24 protein-coding genes are annotated in these 22,005 nt (G+C 34.2%); 22 read left to right on the forward strand and 2 right to left on the reverse strand.

Going from position 1 to position 22,005, the window contains the following annotated elements; all coding sequences use genetic code 11:
* The first annotated feature begins 35 nt into the window (after positions 1–35).
* Genes hemA through hemL form a run of 6 tightly spaced genes read left to right on the forward strand, consistent with a single transcriptional unit; the run spans position 36 to position 6,325 of the window.
* Positions 36–1,148: a glutamyl-tRNA reductase gene (gene hemA, locus WMO18_RS03725; protein ID WP_367286369.1), complete on the forward strand. Its 1,113-nt coding sequence runs from the start codon at positions 36–38 to the stop codon at positions 1,146–1,148.
* Between the two features lies 1 nt (position 1,149).
* On the forward strand, positions 1,150–1,758 hold the full coding sequence (locus WMO18_RS03730; RefSeq protein WP_367286370.1) for a precorrin-2 dehydrogenase/sirohydrochlorin ferrochelatase family protein: 609 nt from the start codon (positions 1,150–1,152) through the stop codon (positions 1,756–1,758).
* Positions 1,755–2,609 carry a hydroxymethylbilane synthase gene (gene hemC / locus WMO18_RS03735; RefSeq protein WP_022505590.1) on the forward strand — a complete coding sequence of 285 codons (855 nt, stop codon included), beginning with the start codon at positions 1,755–1,757 and terminating at the stop codon, positions 2,607–2,609. Before WMO18_RS03730 ends, hemC begins: the two co-directional genes overlap by 4 nt.
* Positions 2,609–4,081, forward strand: a complete 1,473-nt coding sequence (gene cobA, locus WMO18_RS03740; RefSeq protein WP_211147926.1) for a uroporphyrinogen-III C-methyltransferase — start codon at positions 2,609–2,611, stop codon at positions 4,079–4,081. Before hemC ends, cobA begins: the two co-directional genes overlap by 1 nt.
* Before the next feature lie 11 nt (positions 4,082–4,092).
* Positions 4,093–5,061 (forward strand): porphobilinogen synthase, encoded by a 969-nt coding sequence (gene hemB / locus WMO18_RS03745; protein WP_022505592.1) that lies wholly within the window; start codon positions 4,093–4,095, stop codon positions 5,059–5,061.
* Position 5,062: 1 nt separating this feature from the next.
* Positions 5,063–6,325: a glutamate-1-semialdehyde 2,1-aminomutase gene (gene hemL, locus WMO18_RS03750; protein ID WP_211147925.1), complete on the forward strand. Its 1,263-nt coding sequence runs from the start codon at positions 5,063–5,065 to the stop codon at positions 6,323–6,325.
* Positions 6,326–6,401: 76 nt separating this feature from the next.
* Here hemL and WMO18_RS03755 read toward each other — a convergent pair whose 3' ends face one another.
* Positions 6,402–6,854 carry an RrF2 family transcriptional regulator gene (locus WMO18_RS03755; protein WP_211147924.1) on the reverse strand — a complete coding sequence of 151 codons (453 nt, stop codon included), beginning with the start codon at positions 6,852–6,854 and terminating at the stop codon, positions 6,402–6,404.
* Positions 6,855–7,097: 243 nt separating this feature from the next.
* Here WMO18_RS03755 and WMO18_RS03760 point away from each other — a divergent pair, with 243 nt between their 5' ends.
* The 15 genes from WMO18_RS03760 to WMO18_RS03830 all read left to right on the forward strand — a co-directional run bounded on the left by WMO18_RS03760 (position 7,098) and on the right by WMO18_RS03830 (position 18,894).
* Positions 7,098–8,324, forward strand: coding sequence for an O-acetylhomoserine aminocarboxypropyltransferase/cysteine synthase family protein (locus WMO18_RS03760; RefSeq protein ID WP_211147923.1), 1,227 nt, complete (start codon positions 7,098–7,100; stop codon positions 8,322–8,324).
* A 22-nt stretch (positions 8,325–8,346) separates the two neighbouring features.
* Positions 8,347–9,207, forward strand: a complete 861-nt coding sequence (locus WMO18_RS03765; RefSeq protein WP_211147922.1) for a ferredoxin-like domain-containing protein — start codon at positions 8,347–8,349, stop codon at positions 9,205–9,207.
* Positions 9,200–9,445 (forward strand): sulfurtransferase TusA family protein, encoded by a 246-nt coding sequence (locus tag WMO18_RS03770; protein ID WP_211147921.1) that lies wholly within the window; start codon positions 9,200–9,202, stop codon positions 9,443–9,445. The genes WMO18_RS03765 and WMO18_RS03770 overlap by 8 nt, the downstream gene beginning before the upstream one ends.
* Position 9,446: 1 nt before the next feature.
* Positions 9,447–9,764 (forward strand): thioredoxin family protein, encoded by a 318-nt coding sequence (locus tag WMO18_RS03775; protein WP_022504956.1) that lies wholly within the window; start codon positions 9,447–9,449, stop codon positions 9,762–9,764.
* 14 nt (positions 9,765–9,778) lie between these two features.
* Positions 9,779–9,985, forward strand: a complete 207-nt coding sequence (gene thiS, locus WMO18_RS03780; RefSeq protein WP_211147920.1) for a sulfur carrier protein ThiS — start codon at positions 9,779–9,781, stop codon at positions 9,983–9,985.
* Positions 9,985–10,794: a thiazole biosynthesis adenylyltransferase ThiF gene (thiF, locus tag WMO18_RS03785; RefSeq protein ID WP_138157580.1), complete on the forward strand. Its 810-nt coding sequence runs from the start codon at positions 9,985–9,987 to the stop codon at positions 10,792–10,794. Before thiS ends, thiF begins: the two co-directional genes overlap by 1 nt.
* Positions 10,795–10,815: 21 nt before the next feature.
* On the forward strand, positions 10,816–11,226 hold the full coding sequence (locus WMO18_RS03790; RefSeq protein ID WP_211147919.1) for a M67 family metallopeptidase: 411 nt from the start codon (positions 10,816–10,818) through the stop codon (positions 11,224–11,226).
* Between the two features lie 11 nt (positions 11,227–11,237).
* Positions 11,238–12,149 (forward strand): NAD(P)/FAD-dependent oxidoreductase, encoded by a 912-nt coding sequence (locus WMO18_RS03795; protein WP_211147918.1) that lies wholly within the window; start codon positions 11,238–11,240, stop codon positions 12,147–12,149.
* 23 nt (positions 12,150–12,172) lie between these two features.
* Entirely contained in the window at positions 12,173–13,852 is a 1,680-nt protein-coding gene (locus tag WMO18_RS03800; protein WP_211147917.1) for an adenylyl-sulfate reductase subunit alpha, read from the forward strand.
* Positions 13,836–14,150, forward strand: coding sequence for a 4Fe-4S dicluster domain-containing protein (locus WMO18_RS03805; RefSeq protein ID WP_022504950.1), 315 nt, complete (start codon positions 13,836–13,838; stop codon positions 14,148–14,150). Before WMO18_RS03800 ends, WMO18_RS03805 begins: the two co-directional genes overlap by 17 nt.
* A gap of 20 nt (positions 14,151–14,170) precedes the next feature.
* The gene (gene cysD / locus WMO18_RS03810; protein WP_022504949.1) at positions 14,171–15,070 is read left to right on the forward strand and encodes a sulfate adenylyltransferase subunit CysD; all 900 of its coding nucleotides are present in this window, start codon (positions 14,171–14,173) and stop codon (positions 15,068–15,070) included.
* Entirely contained in the window at positions 15,070–16,761 is a 1,692-nt protein-coding gene (locus WMO18_RS03815; RefSeq protein ID WP_211147916.1) for a sulfate adenylyltransferase subunit 1, read from the forward strand. Before cysD ends, WMO18_RS03815 begins: the two co-directional genes overlap by 1 nt.
* A gap of 347 nt (positions 16,762–17,108) precedes the next feature.
* Positions 17,109–17,378, forward strand: a complete 270-nt coding sequence (locus WMO18_RS03820; protein ID WP_367286371.1) for a cytidylate kinase family protein — start codon at positions 17,109–17,111, stop codon at positions 17,376–17,378.
* Positions 17,379–17,463: 85 nt separating this feature from the next.
* Positions 17,464–18,330 (forward strand): DMT family transporter, encoded by an 867-nt coding sequence (locus WMO18_RS03825; protein WP_367286372.1) that lies wholly within the window; start codon positions 17,464–17,466, stop codon positions 18,328–18,330.
* Positions 18,331–18,351: 21 nt separating this feature from the next.
* Entirely contained in the window at positions 18,352–18,894 is a 543-nt protein-coding gene (locus WMO18_RS03830) for an isochorismatase family protein (protein ID WP_211147722.1), read from the forward strand.
* 97 nt (positions 18,895–18,991) lie between these two features.
* On the opposite strand, the gene WMO18_RS03835 is transcribed toward WMO18_RS03830, so the two are convergent.
* On the reverse strand, positions 18,992–20,119 hold the full coding sequence (locus WMO18_RS03835) for an FtsW/RodA/SpoVE family cell cycle protein (RefSeq protein WP_367286373.1): 1,128 nt from the start codon (positions 20,117–20,119) through the stop codon (positions 18,992–18,994).
* Between the two features lie 217 nt (positions 20,120–20,336).
* On the opposite strand from WMO18_RS03835, the gene WMO18_RS03840 reads away from it, so the two are divergent.
* Positions 20,337–22,004 (forward strand): formate--tetrahydrofolate ligase, encoded by a 1,668-nt coding sequence (locus WMO18_RS03840; protein ID WP_211147724.1) that lies wholly within the window; start codon positions 20,337–20,339, stop codon positions 22,002–22,004.
* Position 22,005 lies beyond the last annotated feature (1 nt).

Consider the following 22,005-nt stretch of genomic DNA (forward strand, 5'->3'; position numbering starts at 1 on the left):
AAAATTTACATTAGAATTTTAAATGGGTGAAAATATTGAATTGTATTAGTCTTAACTATAAGCAAATAAAGCTTGATATTAGAAAGTCATTTGCTTTTGATGATAATGTAAAACTAAATATTATGAAACAACTTACACTGGGTGACAAAATCACCCAGTGCATTTTACTATGTACTTGTAACCGTACAGAAGTTTATTTTGACGGTAGTAAAATGTACTTTGATTATGTAATAAATGTATTGTCACAGTATTCTAATGTGTCAAAAGATGCAATCAAAAAGTACGCTATGTTCTTTGAAAATGAAAAAGCTACTTTCCATCTTTTTAAAGTAACAAGTGGAATTGACTCAATGGTTATGGGTGAGGATGAAATCCTTAGCCAAACAAGAAGTGCATATATGTTCTCTAAAAATAATAACTTTACAAGTTATGAATTCAATATGATTTTCCAAAAGTCATTTGAATGTGCAAAGATTATTAAGAATGAAACACCTTTATCCACAACATCAATTTCAGTAGCTACATTAGTAGGTAATGTTGTGTCAAAATTAGGGGACAACACAAATGTACTTGTAATCGGTGCAAGTGGTAAAATCGGTACAACAGTTGTAAAAAATCTTCTTTCACATAAAAATATAAATGTAAAAATTACTATAAGAGAACACAATAAGCAACTGTCAACTGTTGATGATAATATTGAGGTTGTACCTTATAATGATAGATATAATTATATTAACAATTCTGATTGTATAGTAAGTGCAACAAAAAGTCCTCATTATACTATTACTAAGTATGATGTTGATAATAGTGATATTAATACAAAGTCAAGATTACTTATTGACCTTGCAGTACCACCTGATATTGACAGTGAACTTGACGGTTACAATGGTTTTTCAATTTTAAACATTGACCACTTTGAAGAAATAGCAAATTACAATAATAAAATCAAAGAGTCAAGTGTTGAGTCAGCGTTGAAAATTATCTGCAGTGAAATTGATGAACTAAAGAAAGATATTATCTTTCATTCATTTTTACCTAAGATGAAGAATATGGATGATAAAGAGAAGAAAATTATTTATAAGATGAAGTCAAATTTATCTTCAAAGTCATTTGAAGAATTTATTTCAGTATATGAGAAAGAGAGTTAGTATGGGGTATTTTCCATTTTTTGTAGATGTAGAAAATCAAAATTGCCTTGTTGTAGGTGGTGGTGTGGTAGCTTTGAGAAAGATTGAAAAGTTACTGCCTTTTAACCCAAACATTACTGTTGTTTCTCCTAAAGTACATAAAGAAATTTTATCAATAAAAAATATAAATATAATTAAGAGAAAATTTGATTTTAATGATTTAAAAGAAAAATCATTTGTAATTACTGCAACTGATGATAAAGTCCTCAATAAAGAGATTTATAATTCTTGTAAAGAAAATAATATTCCTGTAAATACTGTTGATGACAAGGACAATTGTTCCTTTATTTTCCCTGCACTAGCTAGGAATAATGGTGTAACTGTTGCAATCTCAACATCAGGAAAAAGCCCTATATACGCAAAGTATCTTCGTAAAAAGATAGAAAGCTTAATCCAAGATAGCGAAAGTATAGTTGATAACCTAAGCAAATACAGAGAGAAAATTAAGAATGAAATTTCTTTAGAAGAAAATAGAAAGGTAGCATTTGAAAAGCTACTTGAATATTCTCTAAGTAATGAAAGTATTACAGATGATTTAGTAGATAAAATAATTAAGGATTTGTCAGTATGAATATAAAGATAGGTACAAGAAAAAGTAAATTAGCACTTGCACAAACAAATATGGTTGTAAATGAAATCAAAAAGCACTTTCCCTCAATTAATATTGAGGTAGTACATTTTACAACTAAAGGTGATAAAGTCCTTAATAAACCACTTATAAATATAGGTGGCAAAGGTGTCTTTGTAACAGAAATTGAAGATGCTTTATTAAATAAAGAAATTGATTTAGCAGTTCATAGTGCTAAGGATTTACCACTAAAGTTGCAAGATAATTTAACTATTTCTTCAGTTTTAAAGAGAGGAAATTATCGAGATACTTTAGTAACTGTTAAGGGTAAAGAAATAGATTTTTCTAAGGAAACTGTAATCGGTACAGGCAGTAACCGTAGAAAGTTAGCTTTTAAAAATTTATATCCAAATGCTACTTTTAAGGATATTAGAGGTAATGTAGATACTCGTTTAAATAAACTTTATAATGGTGAATATGACGGTATTATCCTTGCAATGGCAGGTCTTGAAAGGTTAGATTTATTAAGTGACAGTAGGTTTACTTTCACACCGTTTGACTATAAAGATTTTGTACCGGCACCATGCCAAGGTATAATTGCTATTGAGTCAAGAAACAATGATTTAACGGAAATTTTATCTAAAATAAATCATAAAGATACCTTTTATTCGTTCCAAACCGAAAGACATATTTTAAACATTCTTAATGCAGATTGTGGAATGCCACTGGGTGCACATAGCTTTGTAGAAAATAATAAAATCAATGTAGTATATACAAGTGACAGTAAAGAGATAATCACAAAAAGTGATTTAATAGAAAATAGATTTAACCTTGCAGAAAGTGTGGTGAGATAGTGGGGGTAGTATATTTAGTAGGTGCCGGTTGTGGTGATTATGACTTAATCACTATGAGAGGCTATGAACTAATCAAGAAGTGCGATGTATTGGTTTATGATAGTCTAATAGACAGTAAATTCCTTGACTTTGTAAAGGATAATTGTGAAAAAATTCCTGTAGGCAAAAGAGCCGGTCAAAAAAGTGCAAAACAAGAAGATATAAACAATATCCTAGTTACAAAAGGAAAAGAAAACAATATTGTTGTAAGACTAAAGGGTGGTGACCCATTTGTCTTTGGCAGAGGTGGAGAAGAAATTTTTTCTTTAAAAGAAAATAATATTCCATATGAAGTAGTACCGGGAATTACTTCCTCAGTAGCAGTACCGGAGCTTTCAGGAATTCCTGTAACTCATAGAAAAACTGCAAGAAGTTTCACCGTAATTACAGGTCATACAAAGGATGATTTGTTACCTGAGAATATGGAGCATTTTGCAAAGTTAAAGGGTACATTAGTATTTCTAATGGGACTAAATAATATTGAGAAAATTACCCAAAGTTTAATTGCAAATGGCAAAGATAAATCTACACCGTCTGCAGTAATTTCAAATGGTGCAACTAAAAATCAAGTTGTAGTAAAAGGTACTTTGGAAAATATCGCAGAAAAAGTTAAAGAAAATAATGTAAAGTCACCGGCAATTATAACTGTGGGAGAAACTTCTTCCTATGACTTTTCAAGAACAATTAAACTTCCACTTGACAACACCTCAGTTACAGTAACAGGTACTAAGAGATTTTCAGAAAAATTACAACAGAAACTTTATGAAAAAGGTGCGTCTGTAACTCACCTAAATTATCTAAAGGTAGAAAAGTATAATCAAAATAGAAATTTAGAAAATGCACTAAAGAATTTATCTGACTATTCTTTAATAGTGCTGACAAGTATTAACGGTGCAGAAATTTTCTTTGAAAAGTTAATTGAATATAAGATTGATGTACGAAAATTATCCAACATTAAGTTTGCAGTAATAGGCTCAGGAACTGCCAAAACTATGGAGAACCATGGTATTATTCCTGACATGGTACCGGCAGAATTTACTTCATTGGCACTGGGTAACTTAATTGCAAAAACCTATGAAAACGGAAAAGTACTAATCCTAAGAGCAGAGAAAGGCTCAAAGGACTTAACAGAAGTTTTGTCAAAAAATAATATTGACTATGATGATATAAAGACTTATGATGTAATTAACAGTAGCAAAAGTATGGAAAAGGAAGTAACAACCGACTACATTACTTTTGCAAGTTCTTCCGGTGTAGAAGAATTTTTCAAAAACAATTTTACAATATCAGATAGAACAAAGATTGTTTCAATCGGTAACATAACTTCAAAGTCACTGCTAAAGCATAATGTAAAGGACTTTATAACTTCACAAGTTGCCGATACAAATGGTCTTTTAAGTGCTATAATTAATGATGTGAAATTTAGAAAATAGGGGAATAGATAATGGAAAGAATGAGAAGACTTCGTCAGTCAAAAGCAATTCGTGATATGGTGGAGGAAACAAGAGTTAACAAAAAGGATTTAATCTATCCTATCTTTGTTGCTGAAGGTGAAAATATCAAAACACCTGTTGACTCAATGCCCGGTGTTTATCAGTATTCAATAGATAACCTTGACCCAATTTTAAAGGAAATAAATGATAGTAAAATTTCAGGACTTTTAATTTTCGGTGTACCTAAACATAAGGATGAAGTAGGTTCATCAGCTTATGACGACAACGGTATTACCCAAAATGCCATTAGATATATTAAGTCAAAGTATCCTAATATGATTGTTGTTGCAGATGTATGCTTATGTGAATACACTTCTCATGGTCATTGTGGTGTAGTAGACGGTGATGAAATTCTAAATGATGCAACCTTACCACTACTTTGTAAAATGTCTGTTAGCCTAGCAAAAGCAGGTGCAGATATTATTGCACCGTCAGATATGATGGATGGTAGAGTAGAGGCTATCAGAGACAGCCTTGACCATAACGGTTTTATTAACACACCTATTATGGCTTATAGTGCAAAGTTTGCATCAGCCTATTATTCACCGTTTAGAGATGCAGCAGATTCTTGTCCACATTTCGGTGACAGAAAGTCATATCAAATGAATGTAGCAAACGGTAGAGAGGCTTTAAGAGAAATTTTAGCTGATGACTATGAGGGTGCTGATATGTTAATGGTAAAACCTGCTTTAGCTTTCCTAGATATTATTGCTAAAGCTAAGGAATATACCAACAAGCCTATTGTTACTTACAATGTTAGTGGTGAGTATTCAATGGTAAAAGCAGCAGCACAAAACGGTTGGATTGATGAAAAGAAAATTGTAATGGAAAATATGATTGGAATGAAAAGAGCCGGTGCTGATATTATTATTACATATCACGCATTAGATGTAGCAAAATGGCTTGATGAAGAGGAATAATATGATTACTACAAATTCAGAAAATTTATATAATGAAGCACAAAAGTTTATGCCCGGTGGTGTAAACAGTCCTGTAAGAGCTTGTCGTTCAGTAGGCAGAACACCACTATTTATTGATAAAGCAAAGGGCAGTTATATCTATGATGTTGACGGAAATAAATATATTGACTACATTTGTTCTTGGGGTCCTAATATTTTAGGTCATTGTAGGGAAGAAGTTATTAATGCAGTTAAAGCAACTTGTGACAAAGGACTAACATTCGGTGCTTGTCATAAGGGAGAAATTACTTTAGCAAAGTTAATTCAAAAGCACTTCCCATCAATGGAAATGTTGCGACTTGTTAATTCCGGTACAGAAGCAGTTATGAGTGCCATCAGAGCAGCAAGAGGCTATACAGGCAAGGACAAGATTATTAAGTTTGAGGGTTGCTACCACGGCCATTCCGATGGATTACTAGTAAAGGGTGGTTCAGGACTTTTAACAAACTCAATCCCTAATAGTGCCGGTGTACCAAAGGGTTACACAGATACAACCTTACTTGCAAAGTACAATGATGAAAATTCTGTAGAAGAATTATTCAATGCTAACAAAGGTGAAATTGCTTGTGTTATTGTAGAGCCTTGTGCAGCTAATATGGGTGTTGTACCACCAAAGGAAGGCTTTTTACAGTTCCTAAGAGATATTACAAAGAAAAATAATGCACTTCTGATTTTTGATGAAGTTATTACAGGTTTTAGACTTTCAATAGGTGGTGCTCAAAAGTATTACAATATAACACCTGACCTTACTACACTTGGTAAAATTGTTGGTGGTGGTATGCCACTTGCAGTTTATGGTGGTAAAAGGGAAGTAATGGAGTGTGTTGCACCACTAGGCTCAGTATATCAAGCAGGTACACTTTCAGGTAATCCGGTAGCAGTTACTTCCGGTATAGAAACTATCAAGATTCTTGAAAATAGTGTATCTGAGTATGATGTACTAAATGAAAAGTCAGCAAAGATTGAAAAAACTATGAAAGAAATAGGTCTTAATGTTAACAGAGTAGGTTCAATTATGACACCATTCTTTACTGACAAAATGGTTATTGACTACGATACAGCAGTAACTTCAAATACAGAAAATTTTGCAAAGTTTTTTAACCATATGCAAAGTAACGGTATCTATTCAGCACCATCACAGTTTGAAGCAATGTTTGTTTCAATGGCTCATTCCGATGAAGATATTGATTACACTTGTGATGTAATTAAATCATTTAAGCTATAATGAATTTTATATAACAAAAAAGTGGGGACTACTTATTAATTTAAGCAGTCCCCATTTTTAGGAGTATAATAGTAGATTAAATATAATACATAAACTCAGATTCTTTTTTACCACTCTTCTGTTTACACATTTCTGTAATATCAGAAAGAGTAATTTTTTCTGTAAAATTCTGAAGAAAAGCAGTAATGTTATCCCAAACTTCTGACTTTAAGGTTTTTACAATGACAGAGTCTTCATTAACATTATAGAAGTTTACATTTTCAAGTACAGAAATATCAAGTGTATCAATAATTTCCTTTAATGTGATTTCATCACTTGGTCTTGCAATGTTATATCCACCACGAGAACCTTTGATACCTCTAATCAAATTACCTTGTCTGAGAATTGTCATTATCTGTTCAAGGTATTTGCTTGATATGTTGTGTCTTTGAGAAATGCTATACATTGTAACTGCCTCATTCTTGCCGGAGTTAAGAGCAATATCTACAAGAGCAATAATTCCAAATTCAACTTTAGTAGAGATTTTCATACAAATCCTCCCTTCTTACAATACATACAATACATATCAACTTACTAGTATTATAACACACCTTATTTTTATATTCAATATGGTAGTTTTCAGTATTAATCACGAAGAATTTTGTAGAAATAAAGAAAATTATGTATAAATTACTGAAAATACACTAAACCTATTGAAATAATAGGATTACTATATTATAATAACTACAAAATCTACTGAAAACGTAGGAAATAAAAATTAGTGGGTGATATAATGAAGTTCAATACTAAGTTACTTCATAAGGGTTTTAATGGCGACAAAGAAACCGGAGCAACAGTAACCCCAATTTATCAGGTAAGTGCTTTTAAGCATGAGTCACCTGAAAAACTGGAAAAGGTTTTTAACAACACTGCTCCGGGTTTTGCTTATACAAGAATTAGTAACCCTACAGTTTCTTCTTTTGAAAATCGAATAACTGCAATAGAAAATGGTATAGGTACAGTTGCTTGTGCCTCAGGTATGGCAGCAGTTACAATGTCACTACTAAACATTTTGCAGTCAGGGGATGAAGTTATTGCAGGTTCAGGACTTTTTGGTGGAACAATTGATTTGTTCGGTGACTTAAGTAGTTTTGGAATCAATACTAAATTTGCAAAGCATATTACAGTTGAAGATGTAGAACCTTTAATAACTGATAAGACAAAAGCAATTTTTGCTGAGCTAATCGGTAATCCTGCACTTGATATTGTAGATATTAAAAGTGTGGCTTCTTTAGCACACAGTAAGGGTATTCCTCTTATTTTAGACAGTACAACAGCAACACCTTATCTTATCAATCCATTTAAGTATGGTGCTGATATAGTTATTCATTCATCATCAAAGTACATTAACGGTGGTGGTAACTCAATCAGTGGTGTAATTGTTGACAGTGGTAATTTTAAATGGGATTATGAAAAGTATCCTAACTTAAAGGAATATTCAAAGTATGGCAAGTTTGCTTATTTAGCAAAATTAAGAAATGGCATTTGGAGAAACACAGGTTGTTGTCTTTCACCAATGAATGCCTTTATGAATAGTGTAGGCCTTGAAACTTTAGGTTTAAGAATGGAAAGACTTTGTAGTAACTCCTATAAACTTGCAAAGTTTTTTGAAGACGAAACTCCTCTTGAAGTTAACTATCCCGGTCTAGAGAGTAGTCCTTATTACTCTTTAGCCAAGAAGTACTTTAACGGCAAGGGTGGTGCTATTGTAACAATCCGTACTGGAGGCAAGGAAAAAGCATTTAAATTAATGAATAACTTGCAAATTCCTTCAATAGCGACTAATATAGGAGATACGAGAACCTTGGTAATTCATCCGGCCAGTACAATTTATATACACAATACACCGGAACAAATGGAAAATGCCGGTGTGTATGATGATACAATCAGAATTAGTGTTGGCATTGAAGATATTGAGGATCTTATAGATGACTTTAGTCAGGCTATAAAAAATATTTAAGGTATTAATTAGGAGAAAAGGTATGGCAGTAGATTACAAAACCCTAAAAAAGGGTGGCTTTATGAGACAGAAGCAGAAGAACAATTTTTCACTTAGACTAAGAGTAGTTGGTGGTAACTTAACTGCAACCCAACTTGCAAAGGTTGCAGAAGTTGCAGAAAAGTACGGTGACGGTTATGTTCACCTAACTTCTCGTCAAAGTGTTGAAATTCCTTTCATAAAGCTTGATGATATTGAAGATGTAAAGAATGCTTTAGCAGAAGGCAATGTTGAACCCGGTGCTTGTGGACCGAGAGTCAGAACAATCACAGCTTGTCAGGGTAAAGAGATTTGTCCTAGTGGTTGTATTGATACATACGCTTTAGCTAAAGAACTTGATGAAAGATATTTCGCAAAGGAACTACCTCATAAGTTTAAGTTTGGTATTACAGGTTGCCAGAACAACTGTCTAAAGACAGAAGAAAACGACCTTGGTATCAAGGGTGGTATGAATGTAAGCTGGAGAGAAAGCGACTGTATTCATTGTGGACTTTGTGAAAAGGTTTGTAGAAGTAAAGCTATCACAATTGAAAATGATGAAATCAAGATTGATAAGTCAAAGTGTAACTTCTGTGGCAGATGTGTTAAGTCTTGTCCAACAGATGCTTACGATACAGTGGAAGGTTACATTGTTTCATTTGGTGGTCTTTTCGGTAACTCAATCAATAAGGGTGAAACAATCATTCCTTTCATTGACAACAAAGAAAAGTTACTTGAAATTTGTGACACAACAATTAATTTCTTTAACGAAAATGCAAACCCTGGAGAAAGATTTAAGTTTACACTTGACAGAGTAGGCAGAGAAAAATTTGTAGATAAGATTTTGGAGGTTTATAATGGCTGATTTTAAGATTGATGATACAGTAGATATTACTGATGTTGTTTGCCCAACAACATTTGTAAAGGTAAAGATTGCCCTTGAAGAACTGGAAGAAGGAGAAATCCTTTCAGTTAAGATGAACGACGGTGAACCTGTACAGAATGTACCAAGAAGTATCAAAGAAGAAGGTCATCAGATTCTAAAGCTAATTGATAACGAGGATGGTACTTATAACTTAATTGTTAAAAAGGTTGGTGATTAACTTGGCAACAAGAATTAGCAGTGACGATTTTGAAACACAGGTGCTTTTATCAGAAACACCGGTATTGACAGAATTTTATTCTGACAGTTGTATTCCTTGTAAGCGAATGTCACCATTACTTTCACAGATTGAAAGTCAGTATGGTGATAGCCTAAAGGTAGTAAAGGTTAACATTAACTTTGATGCCGAGTTAGCAAAAGAATACGGTGTGCTTTCAGTACCAACAGTAGTATTCTTTGATAAGGGTGAAGAAGTTGAAAGACTAAACGGTCTACAACCTAAAGACTCATTAACAGAAATTATTGATACATTAGTATAAAGGGGAACAATATAATGGTTATTACAGTAGCAGGAAACAAGAAAGAAGTAAAAGACGACCTAACAGTTGCACAACTAGTAGTTGATGAAAAGGTAGAAACACCTGAATATGTAACTGTAACAATCAATGATGAATTTGTTGAAAGTGGCACATTTGATACAACTGTTCTAAAAGACGGAGATACAGTTGAATTCCTATACTTCATGGGAGGTGGACAGTAATGGCGTTTACTAACGAACAGATTGAACGTTATTCACGCCATATCATCCTAAAAGAAGTTGGTGCAAAAGGCCAGAAGAAACTTCTTAATGGTAAGGTGTTGATTATCGGTGCAGGTGGCTTAGGTGCTCCTGTAGCAATGTACCTAGCAGCAGCCGGTGTAGGTACAATCGGTATTGCAGATGCTGATGAAGTTGACCTATCTAACCTACAAAGACAGATTATCCACGCAACTAAGGATGTTGGCAAACCAAAGGTTCAGTCAGCTAAAGAAACAATGGAAGAAATGAACCCTGATGTAAAGGTTATCACTTACCATACATTTGTTACAAGTGAAAACATTATGGACCTTATTAAGGACTATGACTTTATCATTGACGGTACAGATAACTTCCCGGCAAAATTCTTAATCAATGATGCTTGTGTAATGGCTAAGAAGCCTTTCTCTCATGCCGGTATCATTCGTTTCAAAGGTCAGCTAATGACTTATGTACCCGGTGAAGGTCCATGTTACAGATGTGTATTCAAGAATCCACCACCAAAGGATGCAGTTCCAACTTGTAAACAAGCCGGTGTTATCGGTGCAATGGGTGGTGTTATCGGTAGCCTACAGGCTATGGAAGCAGTTAAGTATCTATTAGGTGTTGGTGATTTGTTAACAGGTTACCTACTAACTTACGATGCACTAAAGATGGAATTTAGAAAGGTTAAGCTACCACAGGATACTCATTCTTGTGCAGTATGTGGTGACCACCCAACTATCACAGAATTAATCGACTACGAACAAGCTGAATGTGATGGTGTATTATAATTTATAAAAATTGAGGTTGTTATGATTAAACTATCAAAATCAGATTATAATAAAATACTAGACCATGCTATTAAGGACTTGCCTGATGAGGCTTGTGGCTTAATAGCCGGTACAGTTGAAGGTGAAGACAAAATCATCAAGAAGGTTTATCTTCTAACAAATATTGACCATTCCAACGAACACTTTTCTCTAGACCCAAAGGAACAGTTAATGGCAGTTAAGGATATGCGTCAGAACGGATTTGTGCCACTTGGCAATTGGCACAGTCATCCTGAGTCGCCTTCAAGACCTTCTGAAGAGGACAAGCGTCTTGCTTATGACAGCAAGGCAAGTTATATGATTCTTTCATTAATTGATAGAGAAAACCCTGTTTTAAACTCATTCCATATTGAAAATAACACTTCACAAAAGGAAGAACTTGTGATAGAATAATTGGAGGACTTATGTACGATATAGTTATTATAGGTAGTGGACCGGCAGGATTATCTGCTTCTGTATATGCAAAAAGAGAAATGCTCAATTCAATAGTAATAGAAAAGGAATTTATGGGCACAGGTCAAATTGCAGAAAGTGACCGAGTTGATAACTATATAGGTCTTTATGGCGAAAGTGGTTATGACCTTGGAGAAAAGTTTCGTGACCATGCCATAAAGCTGGGTACAGAGTTTGTTGAAGGTAAAGTGGAAAGTATCCTTAAACAAGACAATCATTATAAACTAAAACTTTCAAATGGCGAAAATATAGAAACAAAAACTATTATTTTAGCTACCGGTACAAGCCGTAGAAAGTTGGGAATTAAAGGTGAAAAGGAACTTACCGGTAAAGGTGTTACTTACTGTGCAATATGTGACGGTGCTTTTTATAAGGACTTGCCGGTTGCAGTAGTAGGTGGAGGAGATACTGCTTTACAGGATGCACTTTTACTTTCAAAAATTGCCTCTAAGGTATATTTAATCCATAGACGAGATGAATTTCGTGGAAACAAAATTCTCTCTGAAAAGGTTAGCAATACAGAAAATATTGAACTTGTACTTTCTTCTACACCAAAAGAAATTGTAGGGGAAAAGCAAGTGGAGAAAATCATTGTTACTAAAGATAACAGTGATAGAGAAATCATTGTGTCAGGTGTATTTGTTGCAGTTGGCAGTGTTCCAAATTCAGATTTATTAAAAGAACTGGTAAAGTTAGATAATGGCTATGTTGTAGCATCAGAAGACGGTGTTACCTCAGCAGATGGTATTTTTGTTGCAGGTGATGTTCGTACCAAGAAGTTGCGACAGGTAGTTACAGCAGTATCAGACGGTGCAAATGCAGTAATGTCTGCTGAAGACTATTTGCTAAAAAGTAACTTGTAAATATCGGGAGAAGAGAGTTAACTATGAGAATAGAAAATTTACAAACTGATGTTCTGATAATTGGTGGTGGCACTGCCGGATGTTATGCAGCACTGACTATCTCAGAACATAGTGATGCAAAAGTGCTTATTTGTGAAAAAGCACATATCAAGAGAAGTGGTTGCCTTGCAGCAGGTGTTAATGCACTTAACGCTTATATTGTAGAGGGCAGAACTCCTCAAGACTATGTTGATTATGCCAGAAAAGATGCTGACGGTATTGTAAGAGGTGACTTGTTGCTTACAATGTCCGAAAGACTAAATAGTGTAACAGAAAGACTGGAAAAGCTTGGTCTTGTTATTCTAAAAGATAAAGAGGGTAAGTATGTTACAAGAGGTAACAGAAACCTAAAAATCAATGGTGAAAACATTAAGCCTATTTTGGCTGATGCAGTAAATGAATTGGATAATGTTACTGCTCTTAACAGAGTTAACATTACTGATTATGCAGTAGAAAATAACCACATTAACGGTGCTTTTGGTATTGGTATCGAGAATGATACATTCTATGTTATCAAAGCAAAAGCAGTTATTATAGCAACCGGTGGTGCAGCAGGTCTTTACAAGCCTAACAACCCGGGTTTCTCACGACACAAAATGTGGTATCCACCATTTAATACCGGTGCAGGTTTTGCAATGGGTATCAATGCCGGTGCTGAAATGACAACATTTGAAATGCGTTTCATTGCACTAAGATGTAAAGATACAATTGCTCCTACAGGTACATTAGCTCAGGGTGTTGGTGCTAAACAGATTAATTCACTTGGTGAAGTGTATGAAACTAAGTACGGTATTACAACATCTCAAAGAGTTTACGGTACAGTAAACGAAAACCTAAACGGTAGAGGTCCTTGTTATTTACAGACAGAGGGCATAACAGAAGAACAAGACGAATCTTTGCTAAAGGCTTACTTAAATATGGCACCATCTCAAACCATTAAGTGGATTGAAAGTGGCAAGAACCCTAGTCAGCAGAATGTTGAAATTGAGGGTACAGAACCTTACATAGTTGGTGGTCATACAGGAAGTGGATATTGGGTAGATACTAACAGAAAGACTACTATTGACGGACTATATGCAGCAGGTGATGTTGCAGGTGGTTGTCCTCAAAAGTATGTTACAGGTGCATTAGCCGAAGGCGAAATTGCAGCACTTTCTGTAGTTGAATATATCAAAGATAAAAATGTTGCTACTATTGATGATAAGGTAGTTAACAACCACATTGATGAGGTGGAAAACTTCCTAAAAGATAAACATTGTAAGTTTACTACCGAACAACTGGAAGAGGCTATGCAGACAGTAATGGACTCTTATGCCGGTGGTATCAAAACAAATTATCGTTTCAATGAAAAGCAACTTGAAATAGCAGATTACAAAATCAAGCAGTTAATGGAACTTTCAAAGGATTTGTATGCAGAAGATTTCCAAGAACTAATGTATATTTACGAACTGAGAGAAAGACTTACTGTTTGCAGAAGTGTAATCGCTCACCTAAAAGCAAGAAAAGAAACTCGTTGGCATAGCTTTGCAGAAAATCTTGATTACCCTGAGAAGGATAATGAACATTGGAACAAGTATGTTAACTCTATTCTTGAAGATGGTGAAATTAAGATTATTACAAGAGAATTAGTGGAGGAGGGTACAAACTATGAGCATTTCAATTGATAAGGATAAATGTATCGGTTGTGGTAAGTGTAGAAATGTTTGTCCCGGTACACTAATCAAAATGGATGAAAACAAAAAAGCATATATAAAGTATCCAAAAGATTGTTGGGGATGTACTTCCTGTATTAAGGAGTGTCCTGTCTATGCAATTAACTTTTTCTTAGGTGCCGATATTGGTGGTATGGGTAGTAATGTCCATACAGAAAAAGAAGGAGATATTCTCCATTGGATAATCAATAAACCTGATGGCAAAACAATAAACATAGACATTAATCAGAAAGAGTCAAATAAGTATTAAAGAGGAAAGAAGGAAAGATTATGAGTTATGATTCACATCTTGATGCTCTTGAAGCAGAAGCAATTTACATAATGAGAGAGGTTGCAGCAGAGTGTGAAAAACCGGTAATGCTTTACTCAATCGGTAAGGATAGCTCAGTTATGCTACACCTTGCTATGAAAGCTTTCTATCCTGAGAAACCACCATTCCCATTCCTACATGTTGATACAACATGGAAGTTTAAGGAAATGATTGAGTTCCGTGATAGAATTGCTAAGAAGTATGGCATTGATATGCTGGTTTATACTAACCAAGATGGTGTAAAACAGGGTATTAACCCATTTGACCATGGTTCATCTTATACAGATATTATGAAAACTCAGGCTCTAAAACAAGCCCTAAATAAATACGGCTTTACTGCTGCTTTTGGTGGTGGCCGTAGAGATGAAGAAAAATCTCGTGCTAAGGAAAGAATTTTCTCATTCCGTAACAAGGCACAGGCTTGGGACCCTAAGAATCAGCGTCCTGAAATGTGGAAACTTTACAACACTAAGATTGAAAAAGGCGAATCAATCCGTGTATTCCCAATTTCAAACTGGACAGAAAAAGATATTTGGCAGTATATTAAGAGAGAAAATATTGAGATTGTTCCTCTTTACTTTGCTGATGTTCGTCCTGTTGTTGAGAGAGATGGCAACCTAATTATGGTTGATGATGACCGTATGCGTCTAAAAGAAGGCGAAAAGCCAATGATGAAGTCAGTTAGATTCAGAACACTTGGCTGTTATCCACTAACAGGTGGTGTAGAATCTACTGCTCATACTCTTGACGAAATTATTGACGAAACATTAAGTGCAGTATCATCAGAAAGAACTTCCAGAGTTATTGACAATGAGGCTGCCGGTAGTATGGAAAGAAGAAAGAGAGAGGGATATTTCTAATGAAAGGTTTACTAAAATTTATTACTTGTGGTAGTGTTGATGACGGTAAGTCCACTCTAATCGGTCATATTCTTTATGACTCAAAGCTACTATATGCAGACCAAGAAAAAGCCCTTGAACTAGACAGTAAGGTCGGTTCAAGAAACGGTAAAATTGACTATTCACTTCTTCTTGACGGTCTAATGGCAGAGAGAGAACAGGGGATCACAATTGATGTAGCATACCGTTACTTTACAACAGATAACCGTTCTTTCATTGTTGCCGATACTCCCGGTCACGAAGAATATACTCGTAATATGGCAGTTGGTGCATCATTTGCCGATCTTGCAGTTATTCTAATTGACGCTTCACAAGGTGTTCTTGTACAGACAAGAAGACATGCAAGAATTTGCTCACTAATGGGTATTAAGTACTTTGTTTTTGCAGTAAACAAGATGGACCTTGTAAAGTATGACAAAGCTACTTTTGATAAAATCACAGACCAAATTAACGAACTAAAGGCTGAACTAGACCTTGAAAATGTTGTTATTATCCCACTATCAGCTACTGAGGGTGACAATATTACTGTTAAGTCAGAGAACATTCCTTGGTATGATGGCAAGACACTTCTTGATTATCTTGAAACTGTTGATATTAAGTCATCAGATAACGAAAAAGGTTTCTATATGCCTGTACAGAGAGTATGCCGTCCTGACCATACATTCAGAGGTTTTCAGGGACAAATTGAGTCAGGTGAAATTTCTGTCGGTGATGAAATCACAACACTTCCAAGTAATGAAAAAGCAAAGGTTAAGCAGATTCTTGTTGTTGATAAAGATAGCAAAACTGCAAAGGTTGGTCAACCTGCCACAATTACACTTGATAAAGAAGTGGATGTATCAAGAGGTTGCGTACTAACTAAAGACTCAGAAATCGGTGTTTATAAGAAGTTAAGAGCTTCACTTCTATGGATGGATGACAATACACTAACAGAGGGTACTGACTACCTTGTAAAGCTAGGTACAAAGACTATTCCTGCTATTGTTACAAAGATTGAATATGCAGTTGATGTAAACACAGGTGAACATATTCAGAAGGATGAACTAAACAAGAACGAAATTGCTCTATGTGACATTCTTCTAACAGAACCAATCGTTGTAGATAAGTTTGATAACCACAAAACTCTAGGTGAACTTATCCTTATTGACAGAGTTACAAATATGACATCAGCTTGCGGTGTTGTAGAAGAAACTCTTGAAAAGGCTGATTACGGCACACATAAAGCATCATTTAAGAAAGGTGAAGTTGAAGCCAGAGGCGATATTTTTGAAGAATTCTATTATGACTCAGCTAGTCAGAATGTTCTAAAGTATCAGCCTGTTAACAACACTTATTCTGTTGGTGATACTATTCCTACTGTTGGTGACTCTTATAATTACCCTGATAGCTTTGACATTATCGTACTAAGAGATAGTGTTGCTGTTAAGGTTAGAGATAAGAAGATTACAGAGATTATCCCAACTTCTGAATATCAGTATGGTAATGTACCTGTAGTTAACGGCAGAGGCTTTGAAGTAAATGCATCTTCTGATGAAGATATTAAGTCATTCTTAGCAGAATATAAGGCTTACGAAGAAGATAATAATAATGACTTCTTTACTAAGTGGCTAGACTTTGATACATACCGTAAGGTTGTTTTCAGCGTAAAGTAAGTTTTTCTGTAACAAGAAATTAAGATTATCTAAAATGGATTATCTGAAAATGATTATCTAATAATTAAAATTATTTTCAATTAAATAGAATAATTGTTTCTCTAAATTGCTGATGTATTTTGCATCAGCAATTTTTTATGCCTGATTTTATTTGACTCTAATAATTTCAATAATTAAAATAATGATAACAATTTGTTGGAGGTAAATAACTTGAAAGAAAAATTGGCTCTATAATAAATGTTGGGGTAAGAAAAATAGAGCCTACGAAAAAATATAAAAAGTAGAGCATAAATTTGAAAAATCCGTTAAAATGGAATTGACAAAAAACCAGAACGGAGGTCAAAATTATGCTCTACATTCATTTTATCGAAAAGCTAACAGGATTGCAAGGCATAACAATAAATAACATTGAAAGCAATGAAATAGCAAAGAACCACTTAATCAAAAAGGAAAAGTGCAGAGAATCATATTTCAATTACTATACTTCCTATGAATGGGGTAAACCTCAGTATTATGACTTGTGTGTAAATACAAGCAGTATGGATTTAGATGATTTGGTTCATCATGTAGAATCTTATATTAATACGAATATAAGTAATCATATTGGAAAAAAGTAATAGATATAAAGGCTAAGGAGAATTTTCTATGAGAAGGTTCTCCTTATAGCCATATCATAAATAAAATGAAAATAGAGGAATTGTTATGAGTTCAATTTTTATAATTATTGCAGGTATATTGTGGGGGATAATCTCAGTATTTGTCACATCTCTAAAGTCAATAGGTTTTTCTTCAATGGAAGTAGTAGCCCTAAGAGTTATCTTTTCAGCAATTATTTTATTAATATACCTACTAGTTACTGATAGAAGTAAATTGAAAATAAAGCTAAAGGATATACCTCTATTTTGTGGTACAGGTATTTGCAGTATAGTGTTCTTTAATTTTTGTTATTTTCAGTCAATAGAAATTATTGGTGGTGCAGCAATTCCGGCATTGTTGCTTTATACTGCTCCTATATTTGTTATGTTTATGTCACTGTTTTTATTTAAAGAAAATATAACAGTAAAGAAAGTTATTTCACTTTTAGTAACTATTCTTGGAATGTGTTTTTTGACAGGTGTGTTTTCCGGTAAAGAAACCATTACACTAGAAGGTTTTTTATATGGTTTAGGAGCAGGTTTTGGTTATGCACTTTACAGTATTTTGGGAAAGTTCTTATTGAAAAAATATGACTCTATGACTATTACAACATATACATTTGTAGTGGCATCTGTAGCAGTAATTCCGTTTTCAGGGATAATCAAAGACTATAATTTAATGCTAAATACAGAAAGCCTTTTGTGGTCACTGGGTCTAGCTTTAGTATGTACAATTTTACCTTTTATTTTATATACAAAAGGTCTACTGAAGATTGAGGCAGGCAAGGCGTCAATCGTTGCAACAGTAGAACCATTTGTAGCTGCAATAATTGGTGTAACAGTATTTAGCGAAAGTATAACAGTAGAAAAAATTATAGGTATGGTTTTAATTTTATTCGCAATCATACTTTTAAATATAAGAAAAGCAAAGTAATAATGTAATGGAGGTATTTGTATGGATATAAAAAATGTTATCAATCAGTATTATGATATGGTTCATAAAATTGCTTATAGCAAAACTCAAAGTGTTAATGATGCTGACGATTTAACACAAGAAGTATTTTTAAAATATCTTCAGTCAGACAAAAAGTTTGATAGTGATGACCATATTAAAAATCGGTTAATAAGGGTTACAATCAATACCTATTTCCATAAAAAAGGCAAAGAAAAATTAAAACTTAATGGCAGAAAAATTCCGGCAGAAAATCTTGAAGTGGAAAATTATTGGACAGAAATTGATGATACACTTGATGTTCAAGATTGTGAAATGGTAATGACAAAGTATTGTATGAGTTGTTTTGGCAAACCTGAATTTGAAAAGTATCTTCAAATTATGGATATAGATACTATAATGATTGCAGGTGTAACTGCCTCAGGTGCAATTAGATATACTGTAATGGATGCCCACTGTAGAGGTTATAATGTTATTGTAGTAAAAGATGCAATAGCCGATAGAATCCCGGTGCAGTGTATTGGAATTTGTTTGATATGGAAATGAACTTTGCCAAGACTATGTCAACAGATAATGCAATTAAACTAATTGAGCAGTATTCATAAGAAAACCTCCCTAATGTTTTAACGATAGGGAGGTTTTCTTAATCAAAAAATTCATTTTTTAGTAGCAATTTATATTTGCCTGAAAGTTTATCGTCAATTTCCATTTTGTTATGAAGATAAACACTTTGTACAAGTCCAACACCAAAGAACATTGACATTACAGATGTACCACCTTGTGAGAAGAATGGAAGTGTAATACCTACAACAGGCAAGAATCCAAGTACCATTCCAAGGTTAATGATTGTTTGAGTTGTCAGCATACCGAAAAGACCATAACAAATGCACCTACCAGCAATATCCTTTGATTTTATGGCAATTACAATAATCTTAACCATCAGCAAAATTAGAATTAGTATAAGCACAATGCACCCAACAAATCCCAATTCTTCACCTGCTACAGTAAAGATAAAGTCGTTCTGTTGTTCAGGCACAATGTTGTTCTGTACTCTAGTACCCTTACCTATTCCTGAACCGAATATTCCACCTGATGCAATAGAAACCTTACCTTGATATTGTTGCCAACCATAGTCAGTTAGTGCATTACCGTCAAGGTCAAACAGTGCAAGTATTCTGTTTCTGTGTTCATCATTCATTACAAAGCTCCAAATAAACGGAATACAGATGACCACTGCACCTAAAGCAATAGCAAAGTATCTTAACTGTACACCGGCAGTAAATGCCATAATAGCAAACATCATTAAGAAAATTAATGCTGAACCGTCATCACCTTGAAAGTGAATAATAACAATAGGTATCATAGCATGAATAAATAAAAGTAACACACCTTTTATATACTTAATAAGACCATTTTCCACAGTATAAGCAAGGTGCTTAGAAAAAGTGATAATAAAGCAAATTTTCATTAATTCAGATGGCTGAAATGTCATACCACCCGGTAGCCTGATCCAAGCAGTATCATCAGTACCGGTAACTGTAATACCGAATAAAAATACAGATACTGCAAGTAGTATCCCAACAATAGTCCAAATGTACCAGTATTTCAAAAGATTAATGTAATCAATAACAGAAAAAATTATTGCTCCTAAAATACCAATACCTACTGCAATAATCTGAGATTGTAAGTAGTTTGAGTCAGTAGCCCTCTGCAAACTATAAATCAAAATAAAGCTATATACGGTAGCACTTAGTGTTAAAAGCCATAACAACTTGTCTGTATTTGCTATGTAATCTTTAATAGAGTGTATTAAGTTTTTTATCTGTGCCACCACCTTTCTAAAATATTATAATAAAAAAATATGTCATAATCAAGAAATTATTGAAATAACTGATTTATATTTCTTTTAAGACAATTTATTATTACTACTTCTATGATATAATCAAAATGTTAATTTAGTATTCAAATTTGATATAAGGAGAGTTGTTATGCTAACAGATATTGAAATTGCACAACAGGCTAAACTAAGACTTATTAAAGATGTTGCATCTGACATTGATATTAATGAAGATGAACTGGAATTTTACGGTAAATATAAAGCTAAACTTTCTGATGAACTTTCAGAAAGAGTTAGCAAGAATAAAGACGGTAAACTTGTTCTCGTAACTGCTATTAACCCAACACCTGCCGGTGAAGGTAAAACAACTACTTCAGCAGGTTTAGGTCAGGCTATGGCTAAAATCGGCAAGAAGGCAATTATTGCATTAAGAGAACCTTCCCTAGGTCCTGTATTTGGTATCAAGGGTGGTGCAGCAGGTGGTGGTTATTCACAGGTTCTACCTATGGAAGAAATTAACCTACACTTTACAGGTGATATGCACGCTATCACTTCAGCTAACAACCTACTATGTGCTATGCTTGATAACCATATGCAACAAGGCAATGTTCTTGGTATTGACCCAAGAAGAATTCTATTTAAGAGATGTCTTGATATGAACGATAGAGCACTTAGAAATGTTGTTATCGGTTTAGGTGGCAAGGTTAACGGTGTACCAAGAGAAGACGGTTTCATCATTACTGTTGCATCAGAAGTTATGGCTATCCTATGTTTAGCAAATGATATTTCTGATTTAAAGAAAAGATTGGGCAACATTCTTGTTGCTTATACATATGACGGCAATCCTGTGTTCTGTAAGGATATTAAGGCTGACGGTGCTATGACTGCACTATTAAAGGATGCTCTAAAGCCTAACCTAGTACAGACACTAGAGGGTACACCTGCTATTATGCATGGTGGTCCTTTTGCAAATATTGCTCATGGTTGTAACTCAGTAAGAGCAACAAAACTTGCACTAAAGCTAGGTGACTATTGTATCACAGAAGCAGGTTTCGGTTCTGACCTTGGTGCTGAAAAGTTCCTAGACATTAAGTGTAGATATGCCGGTATTGCTCCATCATGTATTGTTATTGTTGCTACTTGTAGAGCATTAAAGTATAACGGTGGTGTGCCAAAGACAGAAGTTTCTGAACCTAACCTAGATGCACTAAAGGATGGTATTGTAAACCTAGGTGTTCATATTGATAATATGAACAAGTACGGTGTACCTGTAGTAGTTGCTATTAACCGTTTCTATACTGACTCAGATGAAGAATTAAAGTATATTGAAGACTATTGCCACCAAAGAGGTGCAGAGTTTGCACTTTCTGATGTATTCTGTGAAGGTGGTAACGGTGGTGTTGACCTAGCTAAAAAGGTTGTTGAAGCTTGTGAAAAGCCATCTGACTTTAAGTTACTATACGATAACGACTTAACAATTAAAGAAAAGATGAACCGTATTGCAACAGAAATTTACGGTGCAGATAAAGTTAACTACACACCACAGGCTGAAAAAGCTCTAAAGGATGTTGTTGCTTTAGGTGGTGACAAACTTCCTGTTTGTGTAGCTAAGACTCAGTATTCTCTATCTGATAATCCGGCACTTCTAGGAGCACCAAAGGGCTTTGATATTACAGTTAGAGATGTTAGAATTTCTAACGGTGCAGGTTTTGTAGTTGTTTATACAGGCAACATTATGACAATGCCGGGACTACCAAAAGTACCTGCAGCAAACAACATTGATGTTGACAAAAATAATGTAATTAGTGGATTGTTCTAAT

The sequence above is a fragment of the Ruminococcoides intestinihominis genome (assembly GCF_040096285.1).
Taxonomy (GTDB): domain Bacteria; phylum Bacillota; class Clostridia; order Oscillospirales; family Acutalibacteraceae; genus Ruminococcoides; species Ruminococcoides intestinihominis.

What these genes read in the sequence shown, in the direction of transcription:
- WMO18_RS03820 (WP_367286371.1), top strand. Translation starts at nt 17,109, where the DNA reads ATGCTCTACATTCATTTTATCGAAAAGCTAACAGGATTGCAAGGCATA.
- WMO18_RS03815 (WP_211147916.1), top strand. Translation starts at nt 15,070, where the DNA reads ATGAAAGGTTTACTAAAATTTATTACTTGTGGTAGTGTTGATGACGGT.
- WMO18_RS03840 (WP_211147724.1), top strand. Translation starts at nt 20,337, where the DNA reads ATGCTAACAGATATTGAAATTGCACAACAGGCTAAACTAAGACTTATT.
- WMO18_RS03800 (WP_211147917.1), top strand. Translation starts at nt 12,173, where the DNA reads ATGAGAATAGAAAATTTACAAACTGATGTTCTGATAATTGGTGGTGGC.
- WMO18_RS03805 (WP_022504950.1), top strand. Translation starts at nt 13,836, where the DNA reads ATGAGCATTTCAATTGATAAGGATAAATGTATCGGTTGTGGTAAGTGT.
- WMO18_RS03765 (WP_211147922.1), top strand. Translation starts at nt 8,347, where the DNA reads ATGGCAGTAGATTACAAAACCCTAAAAAAGGGTGGCTTTATGAGACAG.
- WMO18_RS03770 (WP_211147921.1), top strand. Translation starts at nt 9,200, where the DNA reads ATGGCTGATTTTAAGATTGATGATACAGTAGATATTACTGATGTTGTT.
- WMO18_RS03795 (WP_211147918.1), top strand. Translation starts at nt 11,238, where the DNA reads ATGTACGATATAGTTATTATAGGTAGTGGACCGGCAGGATTATCTGCT.
- thiS (WP_211147920.1), top strand. Translation starts at nt 9,779, where the DNA reads ATGGTTATTACAGTAGCAGGAAACAAGAAAGAAGTAAAAGACGACCTA.
- hemL (WP_211147925.1), top strand. Translation starts at nt 5,063, where the DNA reads ATGATTACTACAAATTCAGAAAATTTATATAATGAAGCACAAAAGTTT.
- WMO18_RS03830 (WP_211147722.1), top strand. Translation starts at nt 18,352, where the DNA reads ATGGATATAAAAAATGTTATCAATCAGTATTATGATATGGTTCATAAA.
- cysD (WP_022504949.1), top strand. Translation starts at nt 14,171, where the DNA reads ATGAGTTATGATTCACATCTTGATGCTCTTGAAGCAGAAGCAATTTAC.
- WMO18_RS03825 (WP_367286372.1), top strand. Translation starts at nt 17,464, where the DNA reads ATGAGTTCAATTTTTATAATTATTGCAGGTATATTGTGGGGGATAATC.
- WMO18_RS03755 (WP_211147924.1), bottom strand. Translation starts at nt 6,854, where the DNA reads ATGAAAATCTCTACTAAAGTTGAATTTGGAATTATTGCTCTTGTAGAT.
- WMO18_RS03760 (WP_211147923.1), top strand. Translation starts at nt 7,098, where the DNA reads ATGAAGTTCAATACTAAGTTACTTCATAAGGGTTTTAATGGCGACAAA.
- hemC (WP_022505590.1), top strand. Translation starts at nt 1,755, where the DNA reads ATGAATATAAAGATAGGTACAAGAAAAAGTAAATTAGCACTTGCACAA.
- WMO18_RS03730 (WP_367286370.1), top strand. Translation starts at nt 1,150, where the DNA reads ATGGGGTATTTTCCATTTTTTGTAGATGTAGAAAATCAAAATTGCCTT.
- hemB (WP_022505592.1), top strand. Translation starts at nt 4,093, where the DNA reads ATGGAAAGAATGAGAAGACTTCGTCAGTCAAAAGCAATTCGTGATATG.
- WMO18_RS03790 (WP_211147919.1), top strand. Translation starts at nt 10,816, where the DNA reads ATGATTAAACTATCAAAATCAGATTATAATAAAATACTAGACCATGCT.
- thiF (WP_138157580.1), top strand. Translation starts at nt 9,985, where the DNA reads ATGGCGTTTACTAACGAACAGATTGAACGTTATTCACGCCATATCATC.